Annotated in this window: 10 protein-coding genes; 9 read left to right on the top strand and 1 reads right to left on the bottom strand. The window is 64.7% G+C overall.

Features of this window, described 5'->3' with window-relative positions:
• Positions 1-38 precede the first annotated feature (38 nt).
• The 5 genes from ACZ7L5_RS43560 to sbnA all read left to right on the top strand — a co-directional run bounded on the left by ACZ7L5_RS43560 (position 39) and on the right by sbnA (position 4,202).
• Complete coding sequence (locus tag ACZ7L5_RS43560; protein ID WP_471524488.1) at positions 39-1,142, top strand: CaiB/BaiF CoA transferase family protein; 1,104 nt, start codon at positions 39-41, stop codon at positions 1,140-1,142.
• Complete coding sequence (locus tag ACZ7L5_RS43555; protein ID WP_471524486.1) at positions 1,139-2,362, top strand: cytochrome P450; 1,224 nt, start codon at positions 1,139-1,141, stop codon at positions 2,360-2,362. Before ACZ7L5_RS43560 ends, ACZ7L5_RS43555 begins: the two co-directional genes overlap by 4 nt.
• Before the next feature lie 79 nt (positions 2,363-2,441).
• On the top strand, positions 2,442-2,651 hold the full coding sequence (locus ACZ7L5_RS43550; RefSeq protein WP_471524484.1) for an MbtH family protein: 210 nt from the start codon (positions 2,442-2,444) through the stop codon (positions 2,649-2,651).
• 137 nt (positions 2,652-2,788) lie between these two features.
• Complete coding sequence (gene panD / locus ACZ7L5_RS43545) at positions 2,789-3,196, top strand: aspartate 1-decarboxylase (protein WP_471524520.1); 408 nt, start codon at positions 2,789-2,791, stop codon at positions 3,194-3,196.
• A 40-nt stretch (positions 3,197-3,236) separates the two neighbouring features.
• Positions 3,237-4,202, top strand: coding sequence for a 2,3-diaminopropionate biosynthesis protein SbnA (gene sbnA / locus ACZ7L5_RS43540; protein WP_471524482.1), 966 nt, complete (start codon positions 3,237-3,239; stop codon positions 4,200-4,202).
• Between the two features lie 1,395 nt (positions 4,203-5,597).
• Here sbnA and ACZ7L5_RS43535 read toward each other — a convergent pair.
• Positions 5,598-5,957, bottom strand: coding sequence for a MerR family transcriptional regulator (locus tag ACZ7L5_RS43535; protein ID WP_471524480.1), 360 nt, complete (start codon positions 5,955-5,957; stop codon positions 5,598-5,600).
• Between the two features lie 65 nt (positions 5,958-6,022).
• Here ACZ7L5_RS43535 and ACZ7L5_RS43530 point away from each other — a divergent pair, with 65 nt between their 5' ends.
• From ACZ7L5_RS43530 to ACZ7L5_RS43515, 4 genes are all read left to right on the top strand, one after another.
• Positions 6,023-7,153: an alkene reductase gene (locus ACZ7L5_RS43530; RefSeq protein WP_471524478.1), complete on the top strand. Its 1,131-nt coding sequence runs from the start codon at positions 6,023-6,025 to the stop codon at positions 7,151-7,153.
• A gap of 326 nt (positions 7,154-7,479) precedes the next feature.
• Positions 7,480-8,955, top strand: coding sequence for an amidase family protein (locus tag ACZ7L5_RS43525; RefSeq protein WP_471524476.1), 1,476 nt, complete (start codon positions 7,480-7,482; stop codon positions 8,953-8,955).
• A 1,094-nt stretch (positions 8,956-10,049) separates the two neighbouring features.
• Positions 10,050-10,607, top strand: coding sequence for a SigE family RNA polymerase sigma factor (locus ACZ7L5_RS43520; RefSeq protein ID WP_471524474.1), 558 nt, complete (start codon positions 10,050-10,052; stop codon positions 10,605-10,607).
• Entirely contained in the window at positions 10,604-11,866 is a 1,263-nt protein-coding gene (locus ACZ7L5_RS43515) for a WD40 repeat domain-containing protein (protein WP_471524472.1), read from the top strand. The genes ACZ7L5_RS43520 and ACZ7L5_RS43515 overlap by 4 nt, the downstream gene beginning before the upstream one ends.
• Positions 11,867-12,149: the final 283 nt, after the last annotated feature.

Here is a 12,149-nt window from a genome sequence, read left to right as displayed (position 1 = left end):
CGAGCTCGGAGGACGCGTCGTGGCTGCCGCTGCGGCAGTTGCGCATCCTGGACCTGACACGGCTGCTGCCGGGCGGGTTCGCTGGTTCGCTGCTCGCGGACCTGGGGGCGGACGTGGTCAAGGTCGAGCCACCCGGCGGAGATCCGCTGCGGCAGGTCATGCCCGAGACGTTTGCTGCAATCCACCGGAACAAGCGGTCGATAGTGCTCGACCTGGCCGAGCCTGATGGGAAAAGGGCGTTCCTGGCCCTGGTGCCCCGGTTCGACGTAGTGATCGAGAGCCACCGGCCCGGTGTGCTGGACAGACTCGGCCTCGGCTTCGCCGCTCTACGGTGCGCTAACCCCCGTGTGGTGCTCTGCTCTCTGTCGGGCTTCGGCCAGACCGGCCCCTACTCCCGACGCCCCGGTCACGACGTGAACTTCCTGGCGCTGTCAGGGTTCTTTGCCCTACCGCAACGGCCAGCAGGAAGTGTGGACCGCCCCGGAGTGCGGGTGGCGGATCTCACTGGAGCGATGTACGCCGCCTTGTCCATCACCGTTGCGGCGCAGCATGCCGCGACGACTGGCACTGGTCAACATATCGATGTGTCGTTGCACGAGGCGGCCGCGGCCTGGGCCGGGCCGCTGACACTGCCCGGCCTCAATGTCGCCGCGCCTGACAGCCCGGTGGTCACCGGTGACAACGACGTGTTCACTACGAGCGACGGCCGGCGCCTGTCCCTCGCTCTCTTCGAGGACAAGTTCTGGCGTGCCTTCCGTGACCGGCTCGCCGGTGAATTCCCTGCCCTGGCCACTGACGCCTACGACCGCCGGGACGACCGAACCCGTAACAAGGAAGCCGTGTCCGTACTCCTCGCTTCGGTCTTCGCCGACCGGGATCTGAAGTGGTGGATCCAGGTACTCGCAGAAATGGACGTGCCCTGGGCACCGGTCTACGAGACGGCAGAGGAAGTCTTCGACGACGAGCACGTCCGGGCCAGAGAACTGATCGCCGAGGTGCCTGGGGGACCGGAGGATCAACAGTGGCACCAGGTCCGCTTCCCGGTGGTGTTCGGCGCGGGGCTCGACTCCCTCCGCACACCCGCACCGGATCTCGGCGAGCACACCACCGAGGTCCTTGAGGGCCGTGGACCACGCTCATGACCGGAAAGGCTGTCATGTCCACTTTTGTGCCCGAGGAAGTACGGCTGGACAGAGTTCTCTCGTCCGCTGATCGGGACACCTGGTACGACACCCTGTCGGCGGGACCACCCGTGATCCGCGGGCGCCACTTCGGTGGCGTCGAACTCTGGCTGGTCACCGGATACGATGAGGTCGTCACGGTCCTCACTGATCATCGCTTCAGCAACGACCTAAGTCGGCAGGTCAGTCTCCCCTTGCCCGGTGCGAACCTGCCTGAAGACCTGCGTACGGCTCTGACCTCGACCCTCGCCGCGTATGATCCGCCCGACCACACCCGGCTGCGCAAACTGGTGTCCCACGCCTTTACCAGCCGTCGGATACAGCGACTCGCGCCGCGTGTTGAGCAGATCGTGGACGACCTGCTCACGAGCCTCGCCGATCACGCCGAAGCCGACGGCACCTTGGATCTGATGGAGCACTTCGCCCACCAGCTCCCCATCGTGGTCATCGGTGAATTGCTGGGAGTGCCGTCCGCCAACCAGCAGCAGTGGCGCTCGTCGGCCGAAGGGCTCACCAGCGGCGATCCGGCGAGGGTCACGGCGGATGCCCGGGAACTGATCGCCTACATGAAGGAGGCGATCGCCGCACGACGCAGCGGGCGGTGGGACAGGGACGACCTGCTCACCGCGCTCGTCCGGGCCAGAGACGACGGTGACCGACTCACCGAGGGAGAACTCGTCTCCATGGCGCTGAGTATTCTGATCGCCGGGCACCGCACCACCGCTCATCTGGTCAGGACCATGGCGGTACTGGTCCTGACAGGAGCCGTGAGTTGCTCCGATCCGGTCGGGGTCCCTGCGCTCGTCGAGGAGATTTTGCGCCGTCACGGTCCTGCGGAGGTAGGTACCTTGCGCATCGCACGCGAGCCGGTCGAACTGGGGGGCGTGACCATTGCGCCGGGTGACCTCGTCCAAGTGGTCTTGGCGACCGGAAACCGCGATCACCGCCAGTTCGCCGAACCAGGCGTCATCGACCCCGCCCGGCAGGACAATGTGCACCTGGCGTTCGGCCACGGGATGCACTACTGCCTGGGAGCTGCGCTCGCCAGGAGCATGGCTCACGCGGCGTTGGCCGGACTGCTGCGGTTCGCGCCGGCCATGACGCCGTCTCGGAGTCCGGCCCTCGTGATCACAGATCCGTCCTCCGCTGTGCTGTCCGTACGGCTGGGCTCGCCTGCATGACCGAGGTTCGAACACCCACCCACCAATGACACGCGAAGAAGCCCGGGAAATCCCCCAACAGGAAGACCAAGGAGCAACCATGACCAATCCGTTCGACGACGAGGCCGGCTCGTTCTACGTCCTGGTCAACGACGAGGGACAGCACTCCCTCTGGCCCAGTTTCGCGGACGTTCCGGAGGGCTGGACCGTCACGTACGGCGAGACGGACCGGCAATCCTGCCTCGCCTACGTCGAGGAGAACTGGACCGACATGCGTCCCAAGAGCTTGATCCGCGCCATGGGGGAGTGAGTTCCTCACCGTCCTGGCCGCGCACGCCGTTGCGTCGCCCGCCGCCCAGGCGCAACGGCATACCCGGCGGCATCCACACGAGTGTGGATGCCGCCGGGTATGCCGACACCTCCAGCCGATCCGAGACCGAGGCATCTATGCAGCGCACCTTGATGAATGGCAAGATCCACCGTGCCACCGTAACCCGGGCCGACCTGCACTACGTCGGCTCGCTGACGATCGACTCCGACCTAATGAAGGCGGCGGACATCGTGGAAAACGAGAAGGTCCAGGTCGTTGACATCACCAACGGCGCCCGGCTGGAGACCTACGCGATCGCGGGCGAACCCGGCTCCGGTGTAATCGGTGTCAACGGTGCGGCTGCGCACCTGGTGCTTCCCGGGGATCTGGTCATCATCATCACCTACGCCCAAGTCCACGAGTCCGAACTGCACCGCCACGAGCCGAAGGTGGTGCACGTGGACGGTGTGAACAGACAGGTCCATCAGGGGCACGACCCGGCCGAGCCGGTGCCTGGAGCGCTTGCACAACTGCCGGGCCGGTAGTGCTCTGGGAGTTGGGGCCCGCGGCCCGAGGTGAAAATCCATGACTATCATCACGTCACCACAGGAGCTGACCGGCTCCGATTTGTATGTCGATCTGCGCCCGGTGCTGGGACGCGAGCTCTATGTGAAGTGCGAGGGGTTGAACTTTGGCGGGTCGATCAAGATGAAGGCGGCCGCCTCCATGGTCGCCGCGGCCGAACGTGTCGCCGTGATCACCGAAGACACCGTGCTCATCGAATCCTCTTCCGGGAACCTCGGTGTAGCCCTCAGCATCATCGCGGCGAGCAAGGGACTCGACTTCACCTGTGTCACGGACCGCCAGTGCAATGAGCTCACCACCGCCACCATGCGGGCCCTCGGCACCAACGTTCTCGTTGTCGACGAGCCGCACCCTGAGGGCGGCTTCCTCAGAGCGCGACTGGACCTTGTGCGCCGCCTGTGCACCAAGGACAGCCGCTACGTCTGGCTTGACCAGTACTCCAACGCGGAGCACTGGAGAGCGCACTACGAGACGACCGCGCCGGAGATACTCAAGCGCTTCCCGGACGTGGACGTCGTGTTCGTAGGCGTGGGCACCTCCGGTACCGCGATGGGGTGCGTGCGCTACTTCCGAGACATGGGGAGCAGCGCCCGCATCGTCGCGGTCGACGCCGTGGGGTCGGTGAGCTTCGGCGCCCCGGCGGCGCACCGGCACATTCCGGGCCTCGGGGCGGGAGTGCGGCCGCCCATGCTCGATTCCAGTCTGTTCGACGACGTAGTCCACGTGCCAGAGAGCGACGCCGTCCGCATGTGCCGCACGCTATCCGCACGCGGAATGCTATTCGGCGGTTCGACCGGAACTGTCGTCAGCGGGGCACGCACCTGGCTCGACCGGCACGATGCCGGGTCCTTGATGCAAGCGGTGTGCATCTCACCCGATATGGGCGAGCGCTACCTGGAGACGGTTTACAACGACAGCTGGGTGGCCGACCATTTCGGCCGGCAGGCCCTCCAGCCGATCCTCTGACTCCGGGAATGTCCACCGCGTACAAGCCAGATGGGTCGGTGACAACGGATCACGGAGTGCTGCGGCCGTCATGAGGTCCGTGTACCAGCGTGGCTGCTGACGTGACTGCGGGGCTTCTGTTGAACGGGGGCCTCGCGTCTGGCGGACCTCACCACGCTGGAGGTGAGGCCTGCTTGCCGTGGCAGGGCCGAGGTGGCCCCGAATGCACTCCAATCACTCGGGGCCACTCCCGTGGCACGGCTCTCCCCAGAAACACCGTGCCCTTGCGGAGAAGATGCGCACCTCCGCTCACCCAAGCGGAATCTTCTCAACGGTCATGACACCAGATCCTGAACGTCGGCTGCACAGTCCGGTGTGGCGTATTTGCGCCGGATCATTGGAGCGCTACGTAGCCGTTCGCGATGGAGACGGCCGACCGTGCTTTGGTTCTGGGTTGGATGACAAGAAGGACCGCTACCGCGGTCGACTGGCTCACAGATGTATTACGGGACAAGCCTCGCAAGGACGTGGCGGAATTGCGTCAGAGTGATCACTATTCGTGCACCGCGCACGGCTGCTGTGATCTAGTTAACTCAGCGGGATGAGAGAGCTGCAGGGCAGGGTTTAGGCGTTCAGTCCTGGCTGCCGCAAGGCCCTTTGCGACCGCGGCCCTCATCCTCTCCGGGCGGTTCCGTCCTGCCCCCGTCGGATGGACCGCACCGATCCGGCTCCGCCCCTACCCCTCCGGTGGTGGGCGGAGCCGACCTAGCGTCGACCTCATCGTGGCACCGCCCAGCCTCATGGCATTGCCACTGTCACCGCGCCCCTGGAAGGGTAGGGGGTAGCGCTCGTAGAGAGGCCAAAGGCATCGGTAGCCGGAGAGCCAGGACATCGTCCGCTCGATGACCTAGCGGCGGCCCTAATGGTCGCTGGATTCGACACCTTTGCCCTGGTCGACCTGATCGAAGACCAGTTCCGCAGCAAACATCGGACCGGCATCCGACTCGCCGTCCTGGACGCCAATCCCTCTGCTCTGACCTTCTGGAGTTCTCTGAGCTGGCAGGCGATCGACCATCGTGCTGACATACGGCACGGGCGCGCCGGCACTGTTATGCACAAGTCACTGACCTGGGAGCTTTGGAATAGTAGGTCTTGCTCTGGTGCTTGGCATCAGTCCCCCGGCCATGGTGGACGAGGGGCTGGGAGAGGCACCCGGCAAGCTCCGCAAGGATCGCCGTACTCCTTCCTGCACGATCCCACGCGACGGCGGGCGCCTGCCCATACAATCGGGTGCCGGCGGCACCATCCGCCGGAACAACCGCACTGGCCAACCGGCAGCAAGCGGGTTTCCAACTCGCAGAGCCTTGTGCACAACTCACTTGGTAGCTCCGACGCAAGGATTTACCTGAACCGTGATCACATCCCCGACGCGGCCTCGATCACGTTGTCCAGGGCCCTGCGGGACCTGAGTAGATCGTTGATCATGCCGTCGATGCGGTTCCGTTCCGCTGTGAGTTCAGCGACGAGTGTCGGAGTGGCGGTCTTGGAGGGCCCACCGTCCGCATCACGCATGCAAGGAAGAAGTTGCTCGATCTTGATACTGGACAAGCCCGCCGAAAAGAGTTCCTGGATGCGGATGACGCGATCGACTGCACTCTCGGCGTAGTCTCGGTGGCCACCCGGGGTCCGTTGTGCGGATAGTAGGCCCTGTTCCTCGTAGTAGCGCAAGGACCGCTCGCTCACTCCTGTGCGACGCGCCAGTTCTCCGATCCGCATGTGTCTCACCTATCACGCACTCGCCACTTGAATCTGACATTAGTGTCAAGTTCTACCCTGCTCGCATGACAAACACACTGCTCCTCACACCGCACACGCTGGGCACCCTCAGCCTGCCCAATCGCATGGTAATGGCTCCGATGACACGCTTTCGTGCCGCTGAGGACGGAACGCCGTTGCCGGTGGTCGCCGACTACTATGCGCAGCGCGCCAGTGCTGGCCTCATCATCACCGAGGGAATCTGGCCCAGCCGCACAGGCCAGGCGGGATGGCGCATGCCAGGACTCGAAACGACGAAGCACGTCGAAGGATGGCGGGCCGTGACCGAGGCCGTACACGCGGCAGGCGGCCGGATCTTCGCACAACTGATGCACGGCGGCCGACAAGGGCACCCCCTCTCACGGCTCACAGAAGACATCCCTGCCGGCCCATCCCCAGTGCCGGTGCCGGGCCCTGTCCATGTGCGTGATGGCGGCAAAGCAGACCCCGTCACGCCGCGCGTCATGACGCGGGACGATATCAATCAAGCGGTGCAGGATCATGTTTCCGCCGCCCGCAACGCCATCAGTGCCGGCTTTGACGGAGTTGAACTCCACGGTGCGAACAGTTACCTCATCCATCAGTTCCTGGCCGACAACACCAACCTCCGAGACGACGAGTACGGACGCAACACCATCGAGGACCGCATCCGCTTCCCCCTCGAAGTCGTCACAGCGGTTGCCAACGCCGTGGGGCCGGAACGCACGGGTCTACGCCTTTCGCCGGGCAACCCGCAGTTCGGCATGGAGGAAGCAAACCCTGGACCCGTCTATCGCGCGCTCGTCGCGGCACTCGACGGCCTCGGTCTGGTGTATCTGCATCTCACCGACAACGATCACTATCCCGCGCTGACCGACCTTCGCGCCCATTGGCATGGACCTATCATTGCAAACGTCGGCGAGAACCGGGAGGCCACCACCAGGGCAGACGGCGAGGCTGTCTTGATGACGGAGCGCGCCGATCTCGTCTCATTCGGCAGGGCGTTCATCGCCAACCCCGATCTGCCGGAACGGTTCGAGCGCCAAGGCCCGCTCAACCCCATCGACCCGGTGGATCTCTACACGCACGGCGGCGCCGGGTACACCGACTATCCCTTCCTCAACGCCCTGCCGGCAGCGCAAGTACGTGTGACGCCGACGTGCACAGATGCAGTCTGAGGTCAGACAACCAGTACCCGAGCGCAGTGAGATTCAGCGCCTGTGCGGATCACGGGAGGAACCTCCCGGTACCGCGGAGTTGCGTGACTTCGGGATGTGAGTAGGACACAGTGGCCCCATTCGCATCGACCCGAAGTAGCGTGGCTGCGCACGGAGTACTGGCAAAAGCATCGTGTCTGTGCCTTCTGTAGCTGGCACAGCGCCACGGCTGCATTCTCCGACGGAGGCCGTTACTTATGACATTGCCCCGCATGAGGTGGACCCCGCCGACTCGGAGCGAATTGCAGACCCGATCACACGACCTTCATTTGGGTCTAGCTCCGGACATGATCGATGTCGCGACGCGGATGGCGCCGGGACTTCAAGCACCCTACGATCGTGTGGGGCAGTGGTGGGAGGAGACGCACACGGCTGCGCCGCCAGTGGTGACCTGGACGCCAGGGAATGACGAGTGGAATGCGACGCAGTACCTGGTGGACCTCCCTGGCAAAGGGGTGGGACCGCTTGCCGGCGTCACCTTGGCGGTGAAGGACTCCATCCGGATTGCGGGTGTTCCCCTGGCGTATGGCTCACGCCTTGTCGCGGGCCATACGGCGGATTCCTCAGCGACCGTGGTACACCGAGCCCTGACCGCCGGGGCGGTCATCACGCACACTGGCCGAGCTGACAACCTCGGGCTCGCGATTACCGGGGACCAAAGCTATGCCGGCCCCGTACTTAATCCGTGGAACCCCGGTCACACCACATGGGGGTCAAGCGCAGGCGCAGCGGCTCTCGTTGCGGCAGATGTCGCACAGGCGGCAATCCTGGTGGATCAGGCCGGCTCCGGTCGTGCGCCGGCCGCCGGATGTGGACTGGCCGCGCTCATGCCTACCCGCGGACTTCTGCCGATGACTGGGATCCTCGGTCTCACCACGGTGCAGGACCGGGTCGTGGTCGCGTCTCTCAGGACCGCCACAGTCGCTCAGCTGGCGTCCGTGATCTCCGGCAGTGACGGCTATGACCTGAAGTGCGGGCCGGAAGCCCCGCCGCAGGACTGGACTTCCGTCAGTGGTGACGTGAGTGGACTGCGCATCGGCTTGGTGACGGAGTCGCTGGACCACCGCATGTGTGACCCGGTGGTTGCGGATCGGGTCCGCGACCGGGCCGAGAAGCTCGAGGCGCTCGGCGCCACCGTTCGGGAAGTGAGCGTCCCCCACTACGCGGACGCCGCCGCACTTGCGCTGGTACTCACTGTGCAACGAGGCATCCCGGACCTGCTTGCTGGTGGACTTGGCGGCGATACAAGCGTTCTGACCGGGGATCCCGCACTCGCGCACCGCTTCAGCCATCTTCGCCGTCCCGACCGGACATCCGAATCCAGCGATCGATGCGCGGAATGGCTAGCCCCTACAGTGCAGCTCTGCGCGGCAGCCGCCAGCCATGACGGAGGCCAGGCGCCAGGTGTCTGGATTGCCGCCTCCATGAGCCTCATCCCGCGTCTCACGGAAGCCTTCACCGGGCACTTCTCCGGGGTCGCGGCGGTCGATGTGCTCATGACCCCCACCGTTCCGAGCCCTCCTCCTGTCATCCCGGACGACGACATGTCCACGTTCGACCTGCTCAGCCGCGCCATGGGCCCTGGCATCCTCCACACCTGCGCGCACAATCTGACCGGTCTGCCCGCGGGTAACTGCCCGGCCGGGCTCGTCGACGGATTGCCTGTGGGCATTCAGGTGGTTGCGCCGGCGCTACGAGAAGACCAAGTACTGCGCGTCCTGTCGGCTCTGGAGCCCGAAGGCGGTTTCCCTGCCGCACGATGACAGAGCGGTCGCAGGCCTGGGAGGCAAGTGCGCGGTAGGGCTCGTCCTTGAGCCACTCGAAACCGATCGTGAGTGGGAAATCTAGCCGTGGAGCGCGCTAGATTATTGCTTCGGCGGGAAGTTGCAGAGGTTACGTAGTCCGGCGAAAGCGTCCGCCATTGAGCTATGGTTCGGCATCAGTAGCCACCGGATCTGACTGGCCCACTGGGAGGGCTCCGATCGCCCCCGCTCGCGCGGACACCATGCCCTTGCTGGCAGGTGAAGCCAGTCCAGTCCGGCTTGACCCACGGTGACGTTGTGGTCTCAGCATGCCAAGCACGCATGTGGGGTCGTCGAATGCAAACTGCTGGGAGCCTGCTGTTCGGCTCGCTCTCGGAAGACCCACCGAGCCACCAGCAACTGGCGCTGACTGATCGGAAACACACTGAACTGGGCGGGGCATGAATACCACTCCACATACCTCCATGGCACCTGGCTGCCTTCTCAGTAGTGTCGGTGCGGCCGTCGGGGCGATCGTTTGGGCACCGCGGGCAGCTTTCAGCATCGACGGCGGCTTCGAGAACCATGCTCGTGATCTGAGCGTGGTCGTGGTCGACCTGCCGCTCATCCTGCTGGGCGGTGCCCTCGTCCCTCTCCTGACCTGGGCGTTCACCAGTCGTTGGGTGGCCCGACCCGGAGTAGCGGTACTTGCGGCAATGGCCGCGCTCGCACTCGGAGTATGGGGGCTTTTGGAATGGTGGACTCCTCGTCAGCACCCAGATCCCGGTTACGGGCCCGGGATTTAGGCCCCACACAGTACTGCGGCCTGCTTCCGAGGAATCGACATGTCGTACACCGTCGTCAGCGCACAGGCACAACACATCACCGAGTCGGCGTAAACACGCCAACGGCACAGGCAGCAGAGTGTGACCTCCTGATCCGGCGGCAGCTCTCGGTCTCTGGCAACGGCTGGCGACGCGTAACGCGACCACGGCTGCCATTTTGGTGGCGTGATGCCGCCAGCTTGTAAACAACGACATAGCGGCGGGCCTCCGCACGTGTCATCAGGGACGTAAGGGGTCTGCACGGGTCAGCCCGAGGAAGTGAAGGTGCGCATGGACGCCAAGACGCAGGACGACTTTCGAGACTTCGTGGCGCACCGCTCGTCAGCACTGCTGAAGACCGCGGTCCTGCTGGCCGGTGGTGACCGCCATGCGGGCGAAGATTTGCTGCAGAACGCATTGATTAAGGCGGCGGGCCGTTGGCACCGGATCGACGAACCCGAGGCATACGTCCGGCGGATCATGTACCGCCAGCAGATCAACCGTTGGCAACTGAAATGGCGGCAGCGTGAACTGCTCGTCGGCGAGCTGCCCGATCTCGGTGCGCAGGGGGAGGCCACGTCGGCAGCCGAGTTGCGTCTGCTCGTGCGCAATGCGCTGGCCCGCTTGTCCGCGCGCCAACGCGCGATGCTGGTGCTTCGCTACTTCGAGGACCTGCCTGAGGCTGAGGTGGCCCGCATCCTGGGCTGCTCCGTCGGCACCGTACGGTCCACCACTCATCGCTCTCTGGCCCGGCTGCGCACCGTCGCGCCCGAACTTGCAGCGCTGAGCCCGACCGGCACCGAACACCGGATGTCCAATGACTACTCTCCCGTGGAGGTGGGATTGTGAACGTCGATGAACTCCTGCGCGATGTGTTGCGCGAAGAGGCCTCCAGTCAGGCCGCAGCCGCTCCAGATTTCGCTGATCGTGCCCTCGCAGCCAGACGGCGTAGTCGCAATCGGAAGCTCGTGACCGCCATGGCCGCCGCTGTGGCTGTGGTCGCAGTCGGAGTCGCCGTGCCACAGCTGAACTCCGAGACGCACGCCCCGCCGGCCGCGAGTGATTCCGTGCCCGTCGAGGCTATCTCCGCTCACCCAGACCAGTGGCCTCCGCGTGACATGATTGCAGCCGGCAGGACAGCGATGGTCGCGTACTACGCCCAGAACATCGATGAACAGTCGGACGGCTCGGGGGTCCTTGCCCGTACCTACTGGCTGCTCGACCCGAAGACCAGGAAGTATGAAAAGGACGAACGATGGTCGTTCGTTGCTGTGTCTCGCGGACGTACCACCGCCGCCGTCCTGGAACGGAATCTGCCTGCGCGGCGGATTGGGCTGCTCGACCTCGCCTCGGGCAAGGTTGAGCGATGGATCCCCGTTAACCGCGGCGTCGGCGGTCTCGCCTTCTCTCCCGACGGCTCCAAGCTTGTTGCGACGACGTACGACGAACAACCTGATGCACGTCATGAGGTGGAGACTCGTACCCCCGAGGGCAAGCGAGTCTCGGGGTGGAGTTCGGCGTTCGGTGATTCCAGCCGCAGCGGCTTTTACGTCTTCGACACGGCTTCCGGAGTGGGTTCCTGGAGTCGGGTCGAGCCCGACCGCAACATCAACACGCGGCAGGATTTCTCCTTCTCGCGCGATGGCAGGATGGTCTATTCACAAGTCGTTGGAGGTACGGACGGGCTGCAGCAGTTCTATGACCTGCAAGGCAAAAACGTTGTAGGACCGAAGAACGAGAGGTATCTGCGGTCAGACATCGACGCGCGCCTGTCGCCGGACGGCACCCTTGCTGCGCTGGGCTTGGACGCGGAGACCAAGGACAAGTCCTGGTCCGAAATCCGTGACCCACACGACAACAAGAAGATCGCCCGCGTGCGTGGGTCGGAGCTGCTTGCCTGGGTCGACGACCGGCGGCTCATCGCGTGGGAGAAGGAGCCCGGGCGAGGCCCAGGTCAGAGGCTGGTTGTTGTGACCATTGGCAGTGATAAGGTCCTGCCTCTCAGCGGTGTGTGGGACAGAGCAGGCGACCGAAGCGGCGTCAACTACCGCGTCGACAGTAGTGTGGAGACCTCTCCGTTGTGGTGGCGTCCAGTGTTCGCCGAATAGGGCAGGGCGTAAGATCCCACGGACATCACTCCACACTGAACGGGTTGGAGAGTGTGACGCGATCCGGTGCAATCGACCCGTGTCGCGCAATGTTGGTACTAGGGCCCGAGCGGCACCGATCAGTGGCGCCGCGCGTGGCACCGCGGGGGACCCAAATACCTTGGGTGCGCATGAAACTAATCGAATACCAAGGGGGAAACGTGACCGTCACGCAGCCTGATGTGACTGTGATCATCGGGGCGTACGAAGCGATGCCGTACCTGGTCGAGTGCCTGGCTTCGGT

It is taken from the genome of Streptomyces sp. NPDC107528 (genome assembly GCF_055639295.1).
Note: the sequence above shows the minus strand (reverse complement) of the source record. Positions and strands in the feature narration are given on the sequence as shown.

Coding starts and splice junctions, on each gene's coding strand:
- ACZ7L5_RS43530 (WP_471524478.1), top strand. CDS start 6,023: ATGACAAACACACTGCTCCTCACACCGCACACGCTGGGCACCCTCAGC.
- ACZ7L5_RS43550 (WP_471524484.1), top strand. CDS start 2,442: ATGACCAATCCGTTCGACGACGAGGCCGGCTCGTTCTACGTCCTGGTC.
- ACZ7L5_RS43555 (WP_471524486.1), top strand. CDS start 1,139: ATGACCGGAAAGGCTGTCATGTCCACTTTTGTGCCCGAGGAAGTACGG.
- sbnA (WP_471524482.1), top strand. CDS start 3,237: ATGACTATCATCACGTCACCACAGGAGCTGACCGGCTCCGATTTGTAT.
- ACZ7L5_RS43520 (WP_471524474.1), top strand. CDS start 10,050: ATGGACGCCAAGACGCAGGACGACTTTCGAGACTTCGTGGCGCACCGC.
- panD (WP_471524520.1), top strand. CDS start 2,789: ATGCAGCGCACCTTGATGAATGGCAAGATCCACCGTGCCACCGTAACC.
- ACZ7L5_RS43535 (WP_471524480.1), bottom strand. CDS start 5,957: ATGCGGATCGGAGAACTGGCGCGTCGCACAGGAGTGAGCGAGCGGTCC.
- ACZ7L5_RS43525 (WP_471524476.1), top strand. CDS start 7,480: ATGATCGATGTCGCGACGCGGATGGCGCCGGGACTTCAAGCACCCTAC.